The sequence below is a fragment of the Terrimicrobium sacchariphilum genome (genome assembly GCF_001613545.1).
GTDB lineage: Bacteria > Verrucomicrobiota > Verrucomicrobiia > Chthoniobacterales > Terrimicrobiaceae > Terrimicrobium > Terrimicrobium sacchariphilum.
The window spans coordinates 1,547,493-1,567,874 of record NZ_BDCO01000002.1 but is presented as its reverse complement, the minus strand read 5'-3'; the positions used below and the strand labels follow the sequence as shown (position 1 = coordinate 1,567,874).

At 60.4% G+C, this 20,382-nt stretch carries 21 protein-coding genes and 1 tRNA gene; 10 read left to right on the top strand and 12 right to left on the bottom strand.

Annotated elements, in window-relative coordinates; all coding sequences use genetic code 11:
- Positions 1 to 6: 6 nt before the first annotated feature.
- The gene (locus TSACC_RS07425) at positions 7 to 759 is read right to left on the bottom strand and encodes an exodeoxyribonuclease III (RefSeq protein ID WP_075078727.1); all 753 of its coding nucleotides are present in this window, start codon (positions 757 to 759) and stop codon (positions 7 to 9) included.
- 1 nt (position 760) lies between these two features.
- Positions 761 to 1,570 (bottom strand): endonuclease/exonuclease/phosphatase family protein, encoded by an 810-nt coding sequence (locus TSACC_RS07420; RefSeq protein ID WP_237763915.1) that lies wholly within the window; start codon positions 1,568 to 1,570, stop codon positions 761 to 763.
- Positions 1,571 to 1,596: 26 nt separating this feature from the next.
- Between TSACC_RS07420 and gpmA the strand changes: the two genes are divergently transcribed.
- Positions 1,597 to 2,343 (top strand): 2,3-diphosphoglycerate-dependent phosphoglycerate mutase, encoded by a 747-nt coding sequence (gpmA, locus tag TSACC_RS07415; RefSeq protein WP_075078725.1) that lies wholly within the window; start codon positions 1,597 to 1,599, stop codon positions 2,341 to 2,343.
- A gap of 4 nt (positions 2,344 to 2,347) precedes the next feature.
- Positions 2,348 to 2,983 (top strand): DUF4337 family protein, encoded by a 636-nt coding sequence (locus tag TSACC_RS07410; protein WP_169809568.1) that lies wholly within the window; start codon positions 2,348 to 2,350, stop codon positions 2,981 to 2,983.
- On the opposite strand, the gene TSACC_RS07405 is transcribed toward TSACC_RS07410, so the two are convergent.
- The 7 genes from TSACC_RS07405 to TSACC_RS07375 all read right to left on the bottom strand — a co-directional run bounded on the left by TSACC_RS07405 (position 2,984) and on the right by TSACC_RS07375 (position 7,941).
- Positions 2,984 to 3,601, bottom strand: coding sequence for an HAD-IA family hydrolase (locus tag TSACC_RS07405; protein ID WP_075078724.1), 618 nt, complete (start codon positions 3,599 to 3,601; stop codon positions 2,984 to 2,986).
- Positions 3,602 to 3,714: 113 nt separating this feature from the next.
- Positions 3,715 to 4,248 carry a hypothetical protein gene (locus tag TSACC_RS07400; protein WP_075078723.1) on the bottom strand — a complete coding sequence of 178 codons (534 nt, stop codon included), beginning with the start codon at positions 4,246 to 4,248 and terminating at the stop codon, positions 3,715 to 3,717.
- A 75-nt stretch (positions 4,249 to 4,323) separates the two neighbouring features.
- Positions 4,324 to 5,034 (bottom strand): 1-(5-phosphoribosyl)-5-[(5-phosphoribosylamino)methylideneamino]imidazole-4-carboxamide isomerase, encoded by a 711-nt coding sequence (gene hisA / locus TSACC_RS07395; protein WP_075078722.1) that lies wholly within the window; start codon positions 5,032 to 5,034, stop codon positions 4,324 to 4,326.
- On the bottom strand, positions 5,035 to 5,655 hold the full coding sequence (gene hisH, locus TSACC_RS07390) for an imidazole glycerol phosphate synthase subunit HisH (protein WP_202815923.1): 621 nt from the start codon (positions 5,653 to 5,655) through the stop codon (positions 5,035 to 5,037). It lies immediately after the preceding gene.
- Between the two features lie 7 nt (positions 5,656 to 5,662).
- Positions 5,663 to 6,253 (bottom strand): imidazoleglycerol-phosphate dehydratase HisB, encoded by a 591-nt coding sequence (gene hisB, locus TSACC_RS07385; protein WP_075078721.1) that lies wholly within the window; start codon positions 6,251 to 6,253, stop codon positions 5,663 to 5,665.
- 7 nt (positions 6,254 to 6,260) lie between these two features.
- Positions 6,261 to 7,052 (bottom strand): M14 family metallopeptidase, encoded by a 792-nt coding sequence (locus TSACC_RS07380; RefSeq protein WP_075078720.1) that lies wholly within the window; start codon positions 7,050 to 7,052, stop codon positions 6,261 to 6,263.
- 4 nt (positions 7,053 to 7,056) lie between these two features.
- On the bottom strand, positions 7,057 to 7,941 hold the full coding sequence (locus tag TSACC_RS07375) for a carbon-nitrogen hydrolase (RefSeq protein WP_075078719.1): 885 nt from the start codon (positions 7,939 to 7,941) through the stop codon (positions 7,057 to 7,059).
- A 95-nt stretch (positions 7,942 to 8,036) separates the two neighbouring features.
- On the opposite strand from TSACC_RS07375, the gene TSACC_RS07370 reads away from it, so the two are divergent.
- From TSACC_RS07370 to TSACC_RS07350, 5 genes are all read left to right on the top strand, one after another.
- The gene (locus tag TSACC_RS07370; protein ID WP_075080610.1) at positions 8,037 to 8,537 is read left to right on the top strand and encodes a peptidylprolyl isomerase; all 501 of its coding nucleotides are present in this window, start codon (positions 8,037 to 8,039) and stop codon (positions 8,535 to 8,537) included.
- Positions 8,538 to 8,644: 107 nt separating this feature from the next.
- Positions 8,645 to 10,024 carry an FAD-binding oxidoreductase gene (locus tag TSACC_RS07365; RefSeq protein WP_075078718.1) on the top strand — a complete coding sequence of 460 codons (1,380 nt, stop codon included), beginning with the start codon at positions 8,645 to 8,647 and terminating at the stop codon, positions 10,022 to 10,024.
- 3 nt (positions 10,025 to 10,027) lie between these two features.
- Complete coding sequence (locus TSACC_RS07360; protein ID WP_084400277.1) at positions 10,028 to 11,326, top strand: (Fe-S)-binding protein; 1,299 nt, start codon at positions 10,028 to 10,030, stop codon at positions 11,324 to 11,326.
- Between the two features lie 63 nt (positions 11,327 to 11,389).
- Positions 11,390 to 11,611 (top strand): hypothetical protein, encoded by a 222-nt coding sequence (locus tag TSACC_RS07355; RefSeq protein ID WP_075078717.1) that lies wholly within the window; start codon positions 11,390 to 11,392, stop codon positions 11,609 to 11,611.
- A gap of 97 nt (positions 11,612 to 11,708) precedes the next feature.
- A complete protein-coding gene (locus TSACC_RS07350) occupies positions 11,709 to 13,322 on the top strand; it encodes a hypothetical protein (RefSeq protein WP_075078716.1) in 1,614 nt (537 codons plus the stop codon).
- A 224-nt stretch (positions 13,323 to 13,546) separates the two neighbouring features.
- Here the strand turns inward: TSACC_RS07350 and ppdK are convergent, their stop codons facing one another.
- The 3 genes from ppdK to rnr form a co-directional block, all read right to left on the bottom strand.
- Positions 13,547 to 16,297, bottom strand: a complete 2,751-nt coding sequence (gene ppdK, locus TSACC_RS07345; RefSeq protein ID WP_075078715.1) for a pyruvate, phosphate dikinase — start codon at positions 16,295 to 16,297, stop codon at positions 13,547 to 13,549.
- A 136-nt stretch (positions 16,298 to 16,433) separates the two neighbouring features.
- Positions 16,434 to 16,631 (bottom strand): DNA-binding protein, encoded by a 198-nt coding sequence (locus TSACC_RS22675; RefSeq protein WP_075078714.1) that lies wholly within the window; start codon positions 16,629 to 16,631, stop codon positions 16,434 to 16,436.
- 103 nt (positions 16,632 to 16,734) lie between these two features.
- A complete protein-coding gene (rnr, locus tag TSACC_RS07335; RefSeq protein ID WP_084400276.1) occupies positions 16,735 to 18,876 on the bottom strand; it encodes a ribonuclease R in 2,142 nt (713 codons plus the stop codon).
- 79 nt (positions 18,877 to 18,955) lie between these two features.
- Here rnr and TSACC_RS07330 point away from each other — a divergent pair, with 79 nt between their 5' ends.
- From TSACC_RS07330 to TSACC_RS07320, 3 genes are all read left to right on the top strand, one after another.
- Positions 18,956 to 19,483, top strand: coding sequence for a hypothetical protein (locus tag TSACC_RS07330; protein WP_153811324.1), 528 nt, complete (start codon positions 18,956 to 18,958; stop codon positions 19,481 to 19,483).
- A gap of 60 nt (positions 19,484 to 19,543) precedes the next feature.
- Complete coding sequence (locus TSACC_RS22370; protein WP_174548586.1) at positions 19,544 to 20,080, top strand: type II secretion system protein; 537 nt, start codon at positions 19,544 to 19,546, stop codon at positions 20,078 to 20,080.
- A 12-nt stretch (positions 20,081 to 20,092) separates the two neighbouring features.
- Positions 20,093 to 20,163 (top strand) — tRNA-Gly (locus TSACC_RS07320).
- Positions 20,164 to 20,382: the final 219 nt, after the last annotated feature.

Sequence of the window (20,382 nt, the reverse complement as noted above, 5' to 3'; positions counted from 1 at the left end):
CCGCCGCTACTCCAGCACCACGCCGACCGGGCAATGGTCGCTGCCCGTCACATGCGGCCAGATGAAGGCATCTTTCAAGCGCGGACGCAGCGCGGGCGAGATGCACACGTAGTCAATGCGCCACCCGATGTTCCTCTCGCGGGCGTTGCTTTGGTAGCTCCACCAGGTGTAGTGCCCCGTGGCAGGCTGAAATTCCCGGAAAGTGTCGATAAAGCCCCCGCCGATGTAGGTGTCGAAGCTCGCGCGTTCCTGCGGGGTGAACCCTGCGTTGTTGATGTTCCCCTTGGGCCGGGCGAGGTCGATTTCCTTATGGGCCACATTGAGGTCGCCGCAGAAGATGACCGGCTTCGTTTTCTCCAGTTCCTTGAGATAGGCCAGAAAATCCGGCCCCCACGAGTTCACACGATAATCCAGCCGGGTGAGCTCGCGCTGGGAGTTCGGGACGTAGACGTTGACCACATAGTAATCGGCAAATTCCGCCGTGATCACCCGTCCCTCACGGTCATGGTGATCATGCCCGATGCCGTTGCGCACGGAAAGCGGGGTGGTCTTGGTAAAGATCGCCGTGCCGGAATATCCCGGCTTCTCAGCGGCATTCCAATAGATCTCGTACCCGTCGAAAGTCGCTCCGACCTGCTCCTGCCGGGCCTTGGTCTCTTGAAAACAGACGATATCCGCCTGCGCTGTCGCCAGCATGTCATGCAATCCCTTGCCCAGAACGGAGCGAATGCCGTTCACATTCCACGAAACGAGTTTCATTTTATACGAAGGAAAATTCCGCCCGTACCGCATCATGGTCCGATGCCTTGGTCGGCACCACCCGGGATGATTCCAGCCGGAACGGGGCATTGTAAAAGATATGGTCGACCACGAAAGGCATGCGTTTCCAGGTGACCTGATCCGCCTGGGCGGTACGGAAGCCAGCTTCGCCAAACTGAGCCAGCAGCGTCTCCTCCGGGGAACTGTTGAAATCACCCGCCAGCAGGGTTGGCTCACCGGAGCGCCGCAATTCCTCCTCCACGAGATCCCGCTGCTCACGATGGTCGTTGCTGGAGGCCTTGATCATGAAAAACGCCTGGAGGTGGGTATTGATCAACCGGACGGCGCGTCCCTCGATCTCGGTTTCGGCGGAGATCAAAAGCCGATGAGAGGGCCTCCGCTCGATTCCCGCGTATTCAAAACGGATGTCCGCCGGGGGCAGGTCGATACGGGAAAAGCTCCGCAACGGTGTCTTGGAGAAAATCGCCAGCCCGAGCCCGAAGGGCAACTCGAGCGGGTTTTTCAACGGATATCCGAAGACCGCATCGTATTCGGGAAGTCGGGAGCGAAGAAATTCGTAGTTCGGCGGAGGCTCGATCTGGCCGCCTCCCTCGAAGCCGCACTCGACTTCCTGGAGGAAGACGATGTCGCAATCCTGCTCTTGAATAAAGGCGACCGAGGCGTCGAGATCGACCGGAGTATCGTCCGGCGAGGCGTCGTCCCAGAGCTGCCCATTCTGCATGTTAAAGGTGAGCGTACTAAACATTGTCGAGGCCGCGCCTTGCCGCGGGATGCGGGTTTGTATAAACACGATCCGCCGACAAGGCAAATCTGACCATGCATAAACTCGTTCTCATCCGTCACGGCGAAAGCGCCTGGAATAAAGAAAATCGGTTCACCGGCTGGACCGATGTTGATCTCACCGATAAAGGCCGGGAAGAAGCCCGTGAGGCTGGCCGTCTCATGAAGGCGGAAGGTTTTTCGTTCGATATCGCCTACGTGTCTGTGCTCCGCCGCGCTCTCACCACCCTCTGGCTCGCCCTTGATGAGATGGATGAGCTTTGGATTCCGGTCGAGAAGTCCTGGCGCCTCAACGAGCGCCACTACGGTGCGCTCCAGGGCCTGAACAAGGCCGAGACCGCAGCAAAGTTCGGCGACGACCAGGTGCTCGTGTGGCGCCGCAGCTACGACATCCCGCCGCCAGTGCTGGAAAAGACCGACGAACGCTGGCCCGGCCACGATCCCCGCTACAAGAATATCCCGGAGGCCGAGCTTCCCGTCACCGAGTGCCTCAAGGACACCGTCGCCCGCTTCCTGCCTCTCTGGCATGAGACGATCGCCCCGGTCGTTCGCTCCGGCCAGAAGGTCATCATCGCAGCCCATGGCAACAGCCTTCGCGCCCTGGTGAAGTACCTCGACAACGTCTCGGACGAGGAAATCATCAGCCTCAACATCCCGACTGGCGTGCCGCTCGTGTACGAGCTCGACGACGAGCTCAAGCCCATCCGCCACTACTACCTCGGCGACCAGAGCGCCATCGAGGCAGCCATGCAGGCGGTCGCCAATCAGGGAAAAGCCAAGTAACCTGGTGAGCGAATCGAAGGACGCGGCGGGGCAGCAGCCCGGCTCCCGCTTTGAGCTGCTGTGCGGTGTCACCATCGCCATCCTCGCCGCCCTTCTGGCCATCAACGAACTCGGGTCCGGGAAATTCGGCGGTGACGAAATCGCCGCCCGGAACGAGGCGACGAAGGCCTATTCCTGGTATGGTTCCAAGAGCTTGAAAGAGAACCTGGCGGAAGGTCAGCGCGACCTTCTGCTGGCTCTCCGGGCGGCCGGGGCGATCGCTCCGGAAAAAGTCTCTGCCGTGCAGGGCACTCTCGACCGGCTCGACGGCGAGATGGACCGCTATTCCCGCGAAAAGCAGGAAATCCTCGTCGGGTCCGACGTCGTCGGCAAAAACAACTGGGCTCAAGCCGTCGACGGCCAGCTCGGCAACGTCCGCGGGGCCAAAGAATGGGATGCCGAATCCGACCGGCTCGACCGCGCAGGCGATATCTTCGACACCGCCACGCTCTTCCTTCAGCTCTGCCTCGTCCTGGGCGCGATCAGCCTCATCATGAAGGTGCCCGCCCGGCGGAACGCCTTCTTCACTGCCATGCTGATCCTCGGCGCGGCGGGAATCGGATTCTCCGCGCGCGCCTTTTATCTCGCCTTCAATCTCTGATCAGAGAACGAGGCCGAATTTTGCCAGTTTTTCCCGCGTTTCCGTCGCGTTGCGGTTCAGTACGGAATTGATCCCCAGCCGCGAAGCCACCTCGCAGAGCAGCGGGCGATCCTCGATATAGGCCACCTGCTGCGGCTTCACCTGCGCCACGTCGATGGCGAGGCGGTAGATGTCGAGGTCGGGTTTCCGGAAGTGCACGAAGGCCGAAACGATGAAGAAATCGACGAAATTCTTGAGGTTGAACCGCTCGATGCGGTCCTCGGCCACCTCACGGCCTTCGTTGCTCACCACGGCGACGCGGAGGCCGTAGACCGCCTTGAGACGGGTCACGAGGTCGATCATGTCCTGATGCGGCTTGGCTTCCTCGAGGATGTATTTCTTCACGTCGTCCGGCGTGAAATCCCGCTTCTGGTAGAAAATGATCTGCCACAGATACTCGTCGAGGGACATCTTGCCCTCCTCGTATGTGTCGTAAGTGACATGGTGGCGGTGGTAGATCTCCTCGTAATCGAGGTTGAAATGGGCGGCTGTCTTCTTGCGAAGCTCCGTATCCCAGCCGTTGGTGAGGAGAACTCCGCCGATATCGAGAAAAAGCGTGGTGATGGGGGTTTGCGCCATAAGGTGAATTTACTGTTCCAGTCGTTTACGCTGGAAGCAAGGTTTCCTGCACAACAAAAAAGCCGGGCTCCGCGAGGAACCCGGCCTTTTGCAAAACAAGGAGAACGAACTTTTTAGAACACGAAGCGAACGCCCGTGCGGAAGAGACCGAAGGCATTGCTGTTCGCTTCGGTGATTACGCCGCGACCATCAGCGAACCAGCCGACGTGATAGAACGGACGCCATTCGATGCCGCCGCCCACCTGGACACTGCCCTTGGTTTCGCCGTCGATATGCGCACCACCGCCAACGAGGGCGTAAGGAGCCAGACGCAGCGAGCAGATCGGGTAGCGAATCTGGAACGTGCCGGTGAAGTTGTGCTCGGCGCGACCATCGTTGCCATACCACCAGGCTTCCGCGCCGATACCGAAGTAGCGGAGGAAGTAGAAGTTGGCACCGGTACCACCGCCCACGCCGCCGTGGAACGCAGCACCTTGCCCGACCACGCCGGCAAAGAAGCCGTCGATCTGGAACTCAGTGTCGCGGAAAACGCAGCTTTCCTCGGGTACGACTTCTTTGATGGCCTTGAAGCTCTTTCCGTCTCCCGCCTGGGCGGATACGGCTACGACAGCAAGGCTTCCAATAAGGGAGAGTAGGAGTCTTTTCATTGCGCCCCGAGGTATGCCTCCCCTAAGTCCTTGTGGTCAATAGAGTTCGTATCAGGGAATACCCTGAGAAAATCCTCAAAGTCTGGGTAGGGGCGGCGTGATCTTTCCGTCGTAGAGGGCCTTGCCGATGATTGCGCCGTAAAGGCCCTTCATCTCGGCGAGCTTGTGCAGATCCTCCACGGCGGAGACGCCTCCGCTCGCGATGAGGTTGCACTTCAACGTGTCGAGCATGGCCTGCAACTCGGCGTAGTTTGGCCCCACCAACATACCGTCGGTGGCGATATCCGTGTAGATGATCGTACCCACCCCGACCGCCTGGGCGGAAAGAGCAAGATCCGTGGCTTTCTGGGTCGTCGTTTCCGTCCAGCCTTTCACGGCCACGAGGCCGTTCTTGGCGTCGATGCCGACGGCGATGCGCTCACCGCCAAACTCCTGGCACATCTCGCGCACGTAATCGATGGACTCGCTCGCGCGGGTTCCGAGAATGACCCGGCTCACCCCAGCAGCGAAGGCCGCGCTCACGTTGTCGGCATTGCGCATGCCGCCGCCGAGTTCGCAGGGAATGTTCACCGCCTCGCAAATCTTCTGCACGTACTCGAGATTGCGCGGCACGCCGCCGAAGGCAGCGTCCAGATCGACGATATGCAGCCAGTCCGCCCCGGCATCCTCCCACTTCTTCGCAAAAGCGACGGGATCATTCGAGTAGACGGTTTTCTCGGTGGCGAGACCGCGCTTGAGGCGGACGACTTCGCCACCCATGAGGTCGATCGCGGGCAGGAGCAGCATTTAATTCAGGGATTTGAGAAAATTCTTCAGGAGAGCCTGACCGGATGCCTGACTCTTCTCGGGGTGAAATTGGGTGGCGTGGATCGCGCCTGACGAGATGCTGGCGGCAAAGCGCCCGCCATACTCGCAATACGCGCTCACCATCCCGGCCTCCGCCGGGATCGGGTAATACGAATGGACGAAGTAGAAAAACGGATCTGCGTCCATCCCGGCAAAGAGCGGGCCTTTCGTGTCCTTAAGCTCATTCCAGCCCATGTGCGGGATCTTCCCGGCATCCGGGGTGAAACGCACGACCTTACCGGGGAAAATGCCAAGACCCTTGGTCCCGGGCGATTCCTCGCTGGTTTCAAAAAGCAGTTGATAGCCCAGGCAGATGCCGAGGTAGGGCCGACCGGCTTTGATCCACTCGATGATGGCGTCCCACATGCCACTGGCGCTGAGATTCTTTGCGCAATCGCCAAAGGCCCCCTGCCCCGGCACGACGATGGCGTCGCAAGCCTCGAGCTGGGCCACGGTGGTCACGAGGTCGGGACTGGAACCGGCGGCCTCCAGCGATTTGGTCACGCTGCGGAGGTTGCCGCTGCCGTAGTCGATGACGCCGATCTTTTTCTGTGTCTCCACGGATCGACTATAGCACACCCTTCGTGCTGGGGATGCCCTGCACGCGGGGATCGATCTGTGTAGCCACGTCCAGAGCGCGGGCGAGAGCCTTGAAGACTCCCTCCGCCATGTGGTGCGCATCGCGTCCCGCCAGGATGTCGACGTGGAGATTCATGCCTCCGGTCACAGACACGGCGCGCAGGAACTCCTCGACGAGTTGGAACGAAAAATTGCCCCCGATGGCCTCGACGGCTTTCGGTGGATTGTACGCGAGGTAGGGACGCCCGCTCAGGTCGATGACAGCGCGAACGAGCGCCTCGTCCATCGGGACATACCAGAAGCCATAGCGGCGGATGCCCGCCTTGTCGCCGAGCGCCTTGGTGATGGCCTGACCGAGCGTGATACCCACGTCCTCGACTGTGTGGTGAAAATCCACCTCGATGTCTCCCTTGGCGTCGACGTCGAGGTCAAACAGCCCGTGGCGGGCAAACAAGGTGAGCATGTGGTCAAAGAATGGCACACCCGTGGCGACCTTGCTTTTGCCGGTGCCATCCAGATCGAGCCGCAGGCGGATGCTGGTTTCGCCTGTCGTGCGTTCGACTATTGCTTCGCGAGACATCCGCGCATCATGCCTCCACCGGGCTTTTAGGCAAAGAAAACTCTTTTTGAACCAGTTTTACGGCCCGATCGACCAAAGCGACCTGAGCCTCGATGCGATCGTCGAGGTGAAATTCCGACGGCGTCTCCACCGTGAAAACCCGCGCAACATTCTGGAAACAAAGGACAAACGCCTCGGGCCACTCGGGCATCAGGTCAGGTGTGATCTTGCGGCGTACAACGCCGTGGCGAGCCGAACGGCCTTCGATTTTACTGCGTGGGTCGGGGTTGATATGCTTCGAGGCCGCCTTCAGCATGTCCTCCGCCCAGTACGGTTTTTTCCCCGTCACCTCGTAAATGTAGACGCCCTGCCCGTCGTAATCCTCGTGCAGCATGAGCGCGAGGTCAAAGGCATGGTCGGAAAACAACGCCATCTGGAGCGCGATCTGCGGGACCTTGCTGCTGTGGTAGGAACGGTTCAGGTCGCGCCCCTCGGAGTCGTAGCGGGAATTCGCAATCAGCCCCCAGGGGTTCAGGCACGGGAAGAGGAGGAAATTCAGCTTTTCGAGCAGTCCCGGGTTGCGCTCCGCCCAGGCCAGCAGCCCCTCGGTAGCCGCCGATTCATCGCCATGGATGCCCGCTGAGATGTAGATCGACGGCACGTCATTGCGGATATTGCGGGAGCGGAGGAAATACAGGTCGTTTCCCCCCGCCTCGGCAAATTTCCGCATGATCAGCCCGGTGCTCCGGGCCACGGAGCGCCAGCGACGCACGAGGTACCCGTAGTCGTGCGACCGGGTATGCCTGAGACGTACCGGCATCGGATCAGTCGATGAAGCGCTTCGTGATGTCGCCGTAGGCGTCGATGCGGCGGTCTCGCAGGAACGGCCAGTGCGTCCGCTGGGTGTCGACCACATCGAGATCCACCTCGGCCACGATGACCTCCTCCTGGTCCACAGAAGCCTTCTTGATGATCTGGCCTGAGGGATCGGCGATGAAGCTCTGTCCCCAGAACTCGATTCCATCCCCGCCATCCGGGGCCTCATGGCCGATGCGGTTCGGCGCAGCGACATAGCAGCCATTGGCCACGGCGTGACCGCGCTGGACGGTTTCCCACGAGGAATGCTGGCGCACGCCATACTTCTCCTTCTCGGTGGGATGCCAGCCGATGGCGGTCGGATAAAAGAGAATCTGCGCCCCGCGCAGCGCCGTCAGGCGCGCCGCCTCGGGATACCATTGGTCCCAGCACACGAGCACGCCGATGCGGCCAAACTTCGTCTGCCAGGCATTGAACCCGAGATCGCCCGGGGTGAAATAGAACTTCTCGTAAAAAAGCGGGTCGTCCGGGATGTGCATCTTGCGGTACTTGCCGAGGAAGGTACCGTCCGCGTCGATGATGGCGGCCGTGTTGTGGTACAGGCCGGGAGCACGTTTCTCGAACAGCGAGGCCACGATCACCACGCCCAGTTCCTTGGCCAGATCCTGAAAGACCTGCGTGGTGGGCCCGGGGATCTCCTCCGCGAGCTCAAAATACTTGTGATCCTCGATCTGGCAGAAATAAACGGAGCGAAACAACTCCTGGAGACAAATGATCTGGGCGCCCTGTCTGGCGGCCTCCCGCACCCCGCGAATGGCGGCAGCGACGTTCTCATCCGGGTTCAGCGTACAGCGATGCTGAACGAGTCCGATATTCACCTTCTGTTGCGACATCCGCCAAAAGTGGCACAATTCCCGGAATGAAAAAGCTGCTTTTCGCCCTTTTTGCCGTGACAATTCTGTCACCGTTCGCCACGAACGCCTCCGCTATGTCCGATATCCGTATCATCGTCAAAACGAACAAGGGTGACATTGAAGGCACTCTCTTTGCCTCCAAGACCCCCATCACCGTCGCCAATTTCCTCAACCTCGCCAAGCGGGGCTATTACAACGGCATTACCTTTCACCGCGTGATCTCCGATTTCATGATCCAGGGTGGAGACCCGTCGGGCACCGGCGCAGGCGGCCCAGGGTACACCTTTGAGGACGAAGTCAAAACCGGCCTCAAGCATGACAAGCCCGGCATCTTCTCAATGGCCAATCGCGGTCCCGGCACCAATGGCAGCCAGTTTTTCATCACCCATGTCCCAACTCCCTGGCTCGACGGCAAGCACACCGTGTTTGGTGAAGTGACCAAGGGACAGGATATCGTCAATGCCATCAAGCAGGGCGACAAGATCGAGAGCATCGTCGTGCTCGACCCGACGGACGAGCTCTTCCAGAGCCAGGCCGACAAGATCTCCGCCTGGAACAAGGTGCTCGACCGCTAATCCCGACCGCGCTTTTCTGAAGAAGTCGCGCTTCAGGCCTCCTGTTTGAACAGTTCGGAAAGCCCGATCTTGCATCATCGGCTAATGCCGGTGAGTGTGGGTGTTCCATGAACACCGACTTGCGGGAAAGCCTGCAGCGCGAATTTCCTCACCTGGAATTCCTTCACGAGAAGGAAGACCTTATTCCCTATAGCTTCGACGGCACGGCCGCCCACTACAGCCAGGCGGAGCTGGTTGTCTTCCCGAAGACCACCGAAGACGTCTCACGGCTGGTCCGTTTCGCCTCGGATCGGAGCGTCCCGATCGTCACCAGGGGATCAGGCAGCGGCCTGAGCGGCGGAAGCCTTCCCATTCCTGGCGGCCTCATAGTTTGCCTGAGCAAAATGGACCGCATCCTCGAGGTGGACACCAAAAACCTCTGCCTCCGGGCCGAGGCCGGGGCCATCACCGCCCAGATCGCCCAGGCCGCCGACGCGGCAGGACTCTTTTACCCTCCCGATCCGGGCTCCATGCGGATCTCCACCATCGGTGGCAATATCGCCGAGAACAGCGGCGGACTGCGTGGGCTGAAATACGGTGTGACCCGCGACTATGTGATGGGTCTCGAGGTCGTGCTCGCCTCGGGCGAGGTGATCTTCACTGGCAGCAAATGCGTCAAGGACGTCGCCGGCTACAGCCTCCGCGACCTTTTTATCGGCTCCGAAGGCACCCTCGGCATCGTCACCCAGGTCGTGCTAAAGCTTATCCCCAAGCCGCAAGCCAGGCGCACCCTCCTCGCCATCTACAACAAGATGGAAGATGCAGCCGAAACCGTCTCGGCCATCATCGCGGCCAAGATCATTCCGTGTACCCTGGAGTTCCTCGATGCCATGACCATCAACAGCGTCGAGGATTACGCCAAGGTCGGCCTGCCCCGCGATGCGGCGGCCATTCTGCTCATGGAGACCGATGGCCCCTCCGGAGCAGTCGAGGACGAGGCGGCTAAAATGGCCGACCTCGCCCGGCAACATCATGCCCGTGAGGTCAAGATCGCCCAGACCGCCGAGGAGTCATTCCAGCTCGCAGAGGCTCGCCGCGCCGCATTTTCCGCACTCGCCAGGGTGGCTCCAACGACTATCCTCGAGGATGCCACGGTGCCTCGTAGCGAACTCGCCCGCACAGTGAAATTTATCCAGGAAACCGCCGACCGGTACGGTCTCAAGGTCGGCACCTTCGGCCACATGGGCGACGGCAACCTGCACCCCACCTTCCTCACCAATGAGAAAAACGAGGAGGAGATGCACCGTGTCGAGAGCGCGATGAAGGACATTTTTGACTTTGCCGTGGGTCTCGGCGGCACCATCACGGGCGAGCATGGCGTGGGCGTGGCCAAAAAGCCTTTCCTCGCCAAGGCGCTCGGAGACCTCAACATCTCCGTCATGCGGCAGGTAAAGAAGTCTTTCGATCCCAAGGGCATCCTGAATCCAGGAAAGATCTTCGATCTCTAGGCCATGTCGGACTCGCTTCGCTCCCTCAATTACCTCGACCTGCAGCAGTGTATGCACTGTGGCATGTGTCTTCCCACCTGCCCGACCTACACCGAGACTCAGAATGAGCGCAATGGCCCCCGCGGTCGTATCTCGCTGATGCGCGCCATTGCGGACGGACGGCTCGATGTGACAAAGACTTTCGGGGAGGAGATGTACTTTTGCCTCGGCTGCCTCGCCTGCGAAACCGCCTGCCCCGCCGGAGTGCAGTATGGGCATCTTTTCGAGACAGCCCGGGCCGAGATCGAGCACTCAGCCGTTCTCGCCAACCCGAAACGCAACGCCATTCGTTCCACCCTTCTCAAAGGGCTTTTCACCCGGCCCCGTCTGCTTCGCTTTGTGGGTCGTCTTTTGTGGCTCTATCGGGCATCTGGCGCGCAAGCCATCTTTCGAGGACTCAAGCTTAACCGCCTCCTGCCCGAAAAACTCCGTGGACTGGAGGCACAGACCCCCGTCGCGCAGGCGAAGTTTTCCCACGAGCTGATCCCGCCAGTGATGGGCCAGGGCCGCAAAGTGGCCCTCCTCACTGGCTGTGTGCAGGATATCGTACTCGCGGACGTGAATCGCGACACCGCCGAGGTGCTGGCCGCCAACGGCTGCGAGGTTCACACCCCGCCTGTGCAACCCTGCTGCGGCTCCCTCCACGCGCATAATGGCGAACCCGATACTGCTCGCCTTCTCGCCCGGCGAATGCTCGACCTGATCAATCCCGCCGACTACGATGCAATCATAACCAACGCGGCGGGCTGCGGTTCACACCTCAAGACCTATGGCCGCCTGCTCGCGGACGACCCGGCCTACCGGGAACGCGCGGAGGCCTGGTCCGCCAAGCTCAAGGACGTCCACGAGTGGCTCGACCTCATCGGCCTGCGCAAACCGCAGTCGCCGGAGAATCCCTGCAAGGTGACCTACCATGAGGCATGCCACCTCTGCCACGGCCAGAAAATCACGAAACAGCCTCGCTCCGTCCTCAAAGCCATCCCAGGCCTGGAGTTGACCGAACTCGGCGAATCGACGTGGTGCTGCGGCAGCGCGGGCATCTACAACATTACCCAGCCCGAGATGTCTGCCAAGCTCCTGAAACGGAAGGTCGATCACATCGGGAAGACCGGAGCCGACGTCGTCGCCGCCGCCAATCCGGGTTGCCATCTGCAAATCGCCAACGGCCTCCGCGAGGCAGGCAGCGATGCCACGGTGGCCCATCCCATTTCCCTCCTCGCTCAAGCCTACAGGACGGAAAGGGATCGGTCTGCAGCACCCTGAGTGCGGCCCTATCGGGTGTTCAGGGACAGTCCCTATTGAGGGTCTTCGCCGGGAGGAATATGAATGGCATCGCTGCGCTCAACCACTTCCCACACCACCATGAAGACCGCCACGAAACCCACCAAGAAGTCCCAGGATGAGAGTTCCGCGCGCAATCGCCGTCGCCTTCAAAAATTGCTCAAGGAGCTCCTGAGCGGCGGGGCCAGTTTTTCCTCCCTCGGCCTCATACAGTCTCTCGATTCTCAAAAATATCCCCCGCTGCCCTATCGTCGAATCATCGAGTAGTGCGAACTTTCTGAAAAACGCATATTATGGGCAGTTCGTGGTTCTTTTTCTGCTGAACTACTAGCGAAGGGGTACGGGATGTGCTACAGGGCAGCGCATGTTTAGGGAAACCAAGGGTATTCTAGTCGCTGCCGCCATCGTGGCAGCGCTGATCGTCGGTGTTTTCGCCCGCATCGCGACGTGGGACCGCACCGATAGCATCCGGTTTTCTCGAGACTTCCAGAATGGCTATTTCTGGGGCAGCCAGGTGATGAAAGACGCCCGGCTCATTGGCCCGGGATCTGAGGACGCACCTCAAGGATTCGGGCGTTGGATTCGTTTTTTTGACTCTTACGTCGACATCTACGATCGCGTCTACAACGAGGCGGCTGATCGCGAGAACGACTACTGGCTGGACTACCCACCCCTCCGTCTCCTGATCATGTCGATCTGGACCAAGAGCATCCGCGAACAAAATCCGGGGCTGGAAAAACCCTCGTCGCCTGATGTCGCCCCGCTCCTGATCTTCAACGGCGTGATGGAATTGCTCTCCGCCGTGGCGATGTTTTACCTCGCCCGCCTGTGGATCATGCGCATCCGGGCGCAACGCCCCGACAAGCAGTGGAAAATCTCGACCGATGCATTCGCGTTCGGAGCCGGCCTCCTGGTGTGGTTCAATCCCGCCTGCCTGCTCAACTCCCATGGCTGGCCGCAATGGGACATCTGGATTGTCCCGTTCTTCATCTTCGCAGCTCTCTCGGCCTCGTGTTCCCGATGGATGCTTTGCGGATTGCTCCTCGGGACGGCTGCGTTTCTCAAGGGACAGATTTTGATCGTGAGCGCCTTCTTTCCGCTATGGGCATTTTTCTCCGAAGGACGCATGGCCGGCCTGCGCGTACTGGCAGGCTGGGTGGGCGCTTTCGTTGGAGTCGCCAGTCCATGGCTGCTCAAGGGCTTCGGCCCTTATATGTGGATCATCATCGACGCATTGCTCCTCGCTCCGATCATCTGGCTCACATGGAAAGGTCGGATCGCCCAGGCGACTTGGGCCTTGGTCGCCGCGATCGGCATGCTGGCCTGGGTCGGATGGAATTTCAAAGGCTCCTTTACGTGGCTGGAGATCGGCTTCCACTATGGGTCCAACCGCTACGCGGAAATGTTCAGCGGAGTGGTCTACAATGTTCCGGCCGCCCTCGCCCATCTCGGCTGGAACCTGAAAGACCCCATCTACACCTTTCATCTCTCGCCGGACTTCTCTCTCGCCCTGCCGAGCATCCGCATCATGCTGATGGTAGTCTATCTCGCCCTGCTGCTGATCGCCGCCTACTCCGTCTCCTTCCACGCTCGCCGGCACCGCTCGGAAGTACTCCTGGCCATGGCATGTCCATGGATACTGATGTTTGCCCTGCTGGGTCAGATGCACGAGCGTTACCTGCTCTGGGGAGCCTTGATGAGCGCTGCGGCAGCCATTCTGCGCCCTTCTCTTTTCCTGCTCTATCTCACCCTTTCTTTCGGCACCTGTGCGATGATCCTGACAGTCATGCTCAAGCAGGCTCATGAGGAAATCCTCCCGCCAAGTGTCGCTTTCCTCGACCACTACGCGTCACTCGCCAATATCGTTTTCTCGATCATCATGGCCGGTGCGTTTCTCTATGTGGCCTGGGCTCCGTTCCGCCATGCGACCTCGGAGCTCCTGAGGCGTGTGAAGGACTGGCGGAACCTCGAGGCCTGAAGGCTCAGGCAAGGGCCGTGCTGGGACGGTAAATCGCTCTCACGGCATTGCGTCCGCAGCTTTGCGGGGCTGCATAATCGCGTAGCCCGCTCACACGCCGCGGCTACTCCAACTGGAGCGGCGCAGCTACTTCTCTCCATGCCGGGACGGCGTTGCTCCCGGAAAAGCAAAAAGCGCCGGTCCTTGCGGACACGGCGCTTTTTGTTGGTTGGGGAGGGAAAGGGTTACTTCTTCTCCTTGAGGACTGCCTGGGCAGCCGCGAGACGAGCGATCGGCACGCGGAAGGGCGAGCAGCTGACGTAGTTGAGACCCAGGGCGTGGCAGAACTCCACGCTCTTTGGTTCACCGCCGTGCTCACCGCAGATGCCGAGCTTGATGTCCTTGCGGACCTTGCGGGCGCGGTCACGGGCGATCTTCATGAGTTCGCCGACGCCGTCCTGGTCGATCGTCGCGAAGGGATTCGCGGCGATGATCTCGTGCTCGGTGTAGGCCGGGATGAAGCTGCCGGAGTCGTCGCGGCTCATGCCCAGAGTGGTCTGGGTGAGGTCGTTCGTTCCGAAGCTGAAGAACTCGGCGTCCTCGGCGATCTTGTCGGCCACGAGGGCGGCGCGAGGAACCTCGATCATCGTACCGACGAGGTACTTGAACTTCACCTTCTTCTCCTTGATGACTTCCTTGGCGACGCGGTTGACGATCTCGATCTGGAGCTTGAGCTCCTTCGGGAAGCCAACGAGCGGGATCATCACCTCCGGACGGACGCGGATGCCTTCGCTCTGCACCTGGGCAGCGGCCTCGAAGATGGCGCGGGCCTGCATCTCGGAGATCTCAGGGTAGACGATGCCGAGACGGCAGCCACGATGACCGAGCATCGGGTTAAACTCATGCAGCTCGTGCACGCGCTTGGCGATCTCTTCCTGAGGGATGCCGAGCTTGTTCGACAGGGCGCTCTGCTGAGCGTGGTCGTGCGGCAGGAACTCGTGGAGCGGAGGATCGAGCAGGCGGATGGTGGCCGGGAGGCCGTCGAGCGAGCGGAAGATGCCGATGAAGTCCTCGCGCTGGAAGGGCAGGAGCTTCTCGAGCGCCTTGCGGCGGTCGTCCGTGTTGCGGGCGAGGATCATCTCGCGCATGGCGTCGATGCGGTCGCCTTCGAAGAACATGTGCTCGGTACGGCAGAGGCCGACGCCCTCGGCGCCAAAGCCCACGGCGTTTTCCACCTGCTCCGGCGTGTCCGCGTTGGTGCGGATGTCGAGGCGGCGAACCTTGTCGGCCCAGGTCATGAGAGCGGCGAAGTCCTGATAGGCCTTGCTCTTCTCGGGCTTGAGGGTCTTGCTGACGAGCACCTGCACGACTTCCGAGGGAGCGGTCTTCACCTCACCGGCGAAGACGTCACCGGCGGTGCCGTCGATGGAGATGTAGTCGCCTTCCTTGAGCGTCACGCCATTGGAGGTGACGGTGCGGGTGGCGTAGTCGATCTGGAGATCGCTGGCTCCGCAGACGCAGACCTTGCCCATCTGACGGGCAACGAGTGCGGCGTGCGAGCTGACACCGCCACGGGCGGTCAGGATGCCCTCGGCGGCGATCATGCCGCGAAGGTCTTCCGGCGAGGTCTCGACGCGGACGAGGAGAACCTTGTCACCCTTGTGGGCGCGCTCCACGGCGTCCTCGGCACGAAGCACGAGACGACCGCTGGCGGCGCCGGGGCCGGCGGGGAGACCGCTGGCGATCTTGGTAGCCTTCTTGGCGCTCTCCTTGTCGAAGATCGGGGCGAGCACGTGGCTGAGGGAATCCGCCGGGATGCGGGAAAGAGCCTCTTCCTTGGTGATGAGCTTCTCCTTCACCATGTCGACGGCGATCTTCACAGCGGCGAGGCCGGTGCGCTTGCCGTTACGGGTCTGAAGGATGTAGAGGCGGTTGTCCTCGATGGTGAACTCGAGATCCTGCATGTCGCGGAAGTGCGTCTCGAGCAGGTCGCGAACCTTGAGGAGCTGCTTGTAGGATTCGGGCATCTCCTTGCCGAGGCGGACGACCGGGTTCGGCGTACGCACGCCGGCCACGACGTCTTCACCCTGGGCGTTGATGAGGTACTCACCGTAGAACACCTTCTCGCCGGAGGCGGGGTCGCGGGTAAAGGCCACGCCGGTGGCGCTGGTCTCACCCATGTTGCCGAAGACCATGGTCTGCACGTTGACGGCCGTGCCCCACTCGTGCGGGATGCCGTACTTGCGGCGATAGACGATCGCGCGGTCGTTCTGCCAGGAGCCGAAGACGGCGCTGACTGCGCCCCAGAGCTGATCCTTGGGCTTCTGCGGGAAATCCTTGCCGGTACGCTCGCGGATGAGGGCCTTGAAACGGGAGACGAGCTCCTGGATGTCCTCGACGGTGAGCTGCATGTCGGGGAAGTTGTGATTACCGTAGCGCTCGTCCTTGAGGTGCTCGATCACGCTTTCGAAAGGCTCGTGCTCTTCACCGGCGCGCTTCTGGACGCCCATGACGACGTCGCCGTACATCTGGAGGAAGCGGCGGTAGCTGTCCCAGGCAAACTTCGGGTTGCCGGACTTGGAGGCAACGATCTCAACCGTCTTGTCGTTCATGCCGAGGTTGAGAATCGTGTCCATCATGCCGGGCATGGAGTCGCGGGCGCCCGAGCGGACAGAGAGGAGAAGCGGGTTTTCACCACCCTCGAAACCCTTGCCGACCGACTTCTCGATCTTGGCAATCGCCTCGTCGACCTGCTTGGCGAGCTGCGGCGGGTAGGTGCGCTTGTTGTCGTAGTAGTAGGAACAAACTTCCGTGGTGATCGTGAATCCGGGAGGAACCGGCAGACCGATACGGGTCATTTCTGCAAGGTTGGCACCCTTGCCGCCGAGAAGCGCACGCATCTTGCCGTCGCCGTCGGCCTGGCCGTCTCCGAAATAGTAGACGTATTTACCCTTGCGGGCGGTTGCGGGTTTGGAGGACTTGGATTTTTTCGACATATAAAGGGAGCGCGGAAAACCGCCCTATTTAACAAACCGGGCGGCAGTGTCAAAGACGAACCCTCGAAACAAGGCAATTCGCCTCGCGTGACCGGAACTCACCGGCCCACGCCAAATGAAGACAATTTTCTAAGGATCAGGCGTTTACAGCGAGAACCTCATTCAAGAGCCGCTCAAAGTCTGCCAATCCTGTGCTAGGGATGATCACCGTATTTCTGCGGCCATGGGCCTCTTCGGTAATACGAAGAAAGCGCCCACGTTCGTTCTCACGGAATTCTATGAAGAAATGTTTGCGCTCTACCTGAAGCTCGCGCGACTCGAGTATCGTATCCATTAAGTTACACGTTTGGGGATTCGTTAACTATGTTAGAAGATCTCTCGAGTCTCAACCCTATTTTTCCTTTAGCACCCCATGCAGGGGGGAAAATCTAGCGATATCAGACGATTTTGAAATCGATTTGTTGTTTGTAGGTATCCACTCGCGCAACGATCACCTCGACCGTGTCTCCGACCTGAAAGACCTTTTTGGTTTTTCTGCCAACTAGACGCCCCCGCGGGACATCGAGCATATAAAAATCTCCATCCAGCGAGGAAACATGGACGAGTCCGGAGATGAGAAAGTCGGGGAGTTCGACGAAAATTCCAAAGTTTCGCACCTCCATGATCCGAGCCTTGAAGGCTTCGCCGTTTCCCTTGGCGACCTGCATCTGAAAATACTCAAGTTTCTTGAGCTTGACGGATTCCTTTTCCGCCTCGGCCGCGACGCGCTCGGTGTTGGAAATATGCTCGGAGACGGAAGCCAGCACCGAGGAGTCCGGCCCTTTCTTGGTCAATCCCAGCACCCGCTCCAGGGAGCGATGTACCACAAGGTCGGCATAGCGCCGGATCGGGCTGGTGAAGTGAGCGTAATCGGCCTTGTTCAAACCATAGTGCCCGAGGGGATCAGGTGCATACCGCGCGCGCTTCAGGCTTTTCAGAAGCCCGAGCTTGATGGCGTACTCCTGCGGCCGCCCACGGACAAGCCGGAGGAGCTTCTGGAGTTCGTCTCGCTTCGAGAGGTCTCCGATACGGAAACCATTGGCCAGGGCGGTTTCGCGATATTCCAGCAACCGGTCCTCATCGGGCATCTCGTGGACACGGTAGACGGTGGCCTGCCGATGGCGCTTGAGCTCGCGAGCGACGAGTTCATTTGCGAGGAGCATCAACTCCTCGATGAGTTGGTGGGAGATATCATTCTCCACCTTCTCGAGACGCTCGGGACGGCCCTGGTCATCGAGCCAGACCTTGACCTCGGGAAAATCGAGATCGAGCGAGCCATGGGCAAAACGATTCTTGCGGAGAAGGGAAGACAGCTCCCAAGCTGTGTGAAGTTTGCGCGTGAGGTCGTCGTGCGCCGGCTTCTGGAGGTGGGCAAAAGCCTGCCGGTAGGTGAGACGCACCTTGCTACGAATGATCGTCCGGGCGAATCGCGCCGAGAGGATTTTCCCCCGCCGGTCGATCTCGGCGAAGACGGAAAAGGTCAGACGATCCTCATCGGGCCGGAGGCTGCAAATCCCATTGCTCAAGGCTTCGGGCAGCATGGGAATGACCCGATCTGCGAGATAAACACTATTTCCGCGGGAATATGCCTCCCGATCCAGCGCATTACGGGGTCGTACGTAATGCGAAACGTCCGCGATATGCACTCCGACGCGCCAGCCATTGGCCGTGCGCTCGACGTCGATGGCGTCGTCGAAGTCGCGGGCGTCGTCGGGATCGATCGTGAAAATGAACCGTCCGCGCAAGTCCTCGCGCCGCGCGGCCTCACGCTCGTCGATGATTGGCGAGATGGCCTCGGCCTCCTTTTGCACCTCCGGCGGGAATCCGGCAGGCAGGTGGTGCTTGCGGATGATTGAGAGCATGTCCACGCCGGGAGCGCCCGTACGGCCGAGCACCTCGACGATGTGCCCCTCGGGATTCACATGGCGCGACGGCCAGGAATCGAGCAGAGCCACGACCTTGTCTCCCTCCCTGGCCGCGATGGGCGGCTTCGGGGCGGGCACATAGAGATTATGCACGAACCGCGGATCGTCGGCGGCGACGTAGAAGAAGTTGCGCGACCTTTGGAGGGTGCCGACGATGGTGGCATTCCCCCGCTCCAGGATGCGAATGACGACGCCCTCGAGCCTGCCGGGTGTTTCGCCCCGCGCGGCACCTGGTCTCGGGCGATTCACCCGGGCGACCACCCGGTCGCCATGTAGGGCGACGAAGGTATTCTCTCCGCTTACGTAAAGATCAGGCTGGCCCGCCTTTTCATTCAGGACATGGGCGGCACCACTGGCGTGAAACTGGATCGTTCCAGTGAATAGATCGGCATCGCGCGGAATGACGTAGCGATCCTTGCGAATGCGGGCGACATCGCCATCGACCTCCATCTGACGCAGGAGATCGCGCAGCTTGGTCCGATTTTGGGGCGGAAGCCGCAGCACCTTGGAGATTTCCACCTTGTCCAAGGGGCGATCGGTAATGGCTTTGAGGATGGCCTCGCGGAGGTTCATCGCAGGCTGACGGGCCTTACTCGGGGTTTTGGGCCTTGGCATCGCCTGTGGAATCGCCGCTAAACGCCTTCAAGGCAAGAAAATGCTTGGATGGGGCACCCGCCGTCAGGATGCTCCAGACGTGAAGCACCCCTCCCACGGTCTGACTTTTCCGGAAATCCTGATCTCAGCCTGCGCGGTGGTCCTTGTACTTTTCATCGCGTCGGCCATGCTTTTTCCCAGGGTCACAAGCAGCGGGAGCGCGCCGAGAGCGGCAGCCAAGAATGATGTGGCCCAGCTCGCCACCGCCATCTCGGCCTTCCAGGCGGAATACGGCCACCTGCCTCCCGGAGCCAATGGGCCGATCAGGCGAGCTTTGGTCGATATATTGACGGGTCGAGACGTCGCTGCAAATCCCCGTAAAATCGTGTTTATCGAGATCAATCCCTGGAAACTCAAACGTGGAGGCACCAATGCGGCAGGGGATTTTCTCGACCCGTGGGGCAGCCCGTATTTTGTCGCCACGAGCGAGAGCGGAACCATCGGCCAGGCGGGCAGCGTGACCGGGCGCATCGCCTACGATCTGCCCAAATCCGTCGCTGTGTGGAACGTCCCGGCCACCACCCTCACCCGCGAGGCGCATCGGCAGGCGGTCACTTCCTGGGAATAACCTCGGGTTTCCGAGAGAAAAATGCTTGCCCGCGATGCCCGGTGGCCGCACTTTTGTTGCATGATTCGTTCCTCCCGCGGCTTTACGCTCATTGAGCTTCTGATCGTCATTGCCATCATCGGCATCCTGATGGCCCTTCTCTTTCCGGCTGTCGGCTCCGCCATCGACGCCGCCCGCCGCGCCCAGGCCAAGAACGACGTGACGCAGATCGCCACGGCGATCACCGCCTACGAGACCGAATACGGTCGGCTCCCCGGCACCAACTCCTCGGACAACGAGGCCACAGTCACCAAGACTCTCGTCGAGACCCTCACCGCGCAAAGCACCAACGACAATCCGCGCAAGATCACCTTCATCGAGGTCAACTCCTGGAAGAAGGGCAAAAGTGGCACAAACGCTTCCGGTGATTTCCTCGATCCCTGGGGCGGCAGCTACTATGTTGCTCTCGATTACAATTACGACAACAGCCTCACCGGGGTGGGAACAAACAACACCAACGTCCGGAAGAAGGTCGCTGTGTGGAACGACCCCTCCTCCCAGAAGGACAATCCGTCCGCTGGCCAGAAGACTCGTCGTTACGTCAACTCCTGGGAGTAAGTCTCGCTTTTCGCGGGTGTAGTTCAATGGTAGAACGGCAGCTTCCCAAGCTGCATACGGGGGTTCGATTCCCCTCACCCGCTCTCCTCTGTTTATCAGGCTCCGCGAGCCGACTGTAGCCCCCCTTTTTTTGCCTGTCCTTTCCGCCTTCAGGAGGCGAGCTTTCTCTTCGCGTGCACAAGTCAGTGCTCCCCAAGTGATCGGAGAACGGCCCTCAAACCAGCAGTCTCATCGCTGTCCCCTCGCCGGATCATCCATCCGAAAACACCACATCTCCCATATTATCGACTTTTTGAAGCGGA

Coding starts and splice junctions, on each gene's coding strand:
- TSACC_RS07350 (WP_075078716.1), top strand. CDS start 11,709: ATGTTTAGGGAAACCAAGGGTATTCTAGTCGCTGCCGCCATCGTGGCA.
- ppdK (WP_075078715.1), bottom strand. CDS start 16,297: ATGTCGAAAAAATCCAAGTCCTCCAAACCCGCAACCGCCCGCAAGGGT.
- TSACC_RS07370 (WP_075080610.1), top strand. CDS start 8,037: ATGTCCGATATCCGTATCATCGTCAAAACGAACAAGGGTGACATTGAA.
- hisB (WP_075078721.1), bottom strand. CDS start 6,253: ATGTCTCGCGAAGCAATAGTCGAACGCACGACAGGCGAAACCAGCATC.
- TSACC_RS07375 (WP_075078719.1), bottom strand. CDS start 7,941: ATGTCGCAACAGAAGGTGAATATCGGACTCGTTCAGCATCGCTGTACG.
- TSACC_RS07355 (WP_075078717.1), top strand. CDS start 11,390: ATGGCATCGCTGCGCTCAACCACTTCCCACACCACCATGAAGACCGCC.
- TSACC_RS22370 (WP_174548586.1), top strand. CDS start 19,544: ATGATTCGTTCCTCCCGCGGCTTTACGCTCATTGAGCTTCTGATCGTC.
- TSACC_RS07365 (WP_075078718.1), top strand. CDS start 8,645: ATGAACACCGACTTGCGGGAAAGCCTGCAGCGCGAATTTCCTCACCTG.
- TSACC_RS07405 (WP_075078724.1), bottom strand. CDS start 3,601: ATGGCGCAAACCCCCATCACCACGCTTTTTCTCGATATCGGCGGAGTT.
- TSACC_RS22675 (WP_075078714.1), bottom strand. CDS start 16,631: ATGGATACGATACTCGAGTCGCGCGAGCTTCAGGTAGAGCGCAAACAT.
- gpmA (WP_075078725.1), top strand. CDS start 1,597: ATGCATAAACTCGTTCTCATCCGTCACGGCGAAAGCGCCTGGAATAAA.
- TSACC_RS07360 (WP_084400277.1), top strand. CDS start 10,028: ATGTCGGACTCGCTTCGCTCCCTCAATTACCTCGACCTGCAGCAGTGT.
- TSACC_RS07425 (WP_075078727.1), bottom strand. CDS start 759: ATGAAACTCGTTTCGTGGAATGTGAACGGCATTCGCTCCGTTCTGGGC.
- rnr (WP_084400276.1), bottom strand. CDS start 18,876: ATGCCAAGGCCCAAAACCCCGAGTAAGGCCCGTCAGCCTGCGATGAAC.
- TSACC_RS07380 (WP_075078720.1), bottom strand. CDS start 7,052: ATGCCGGTACGTCTCAGGCATACCCGGTCGCACGACTACGGGTACCTC.
- TSACC_RS07400 (WP_075078723.1), bottom strand. CDS start 4,248: ATGAAAAGACTCCTACTCTCCCTTATTGGAAGCCTTGCTGTCGTAGCC.
- hisA (WP_075078722.1), bottom strand. CDS start 5,034: ATGCTGCTCCTGCCCGCGATCGACCTCATGGGTGGCGAAGTCGTCCGC.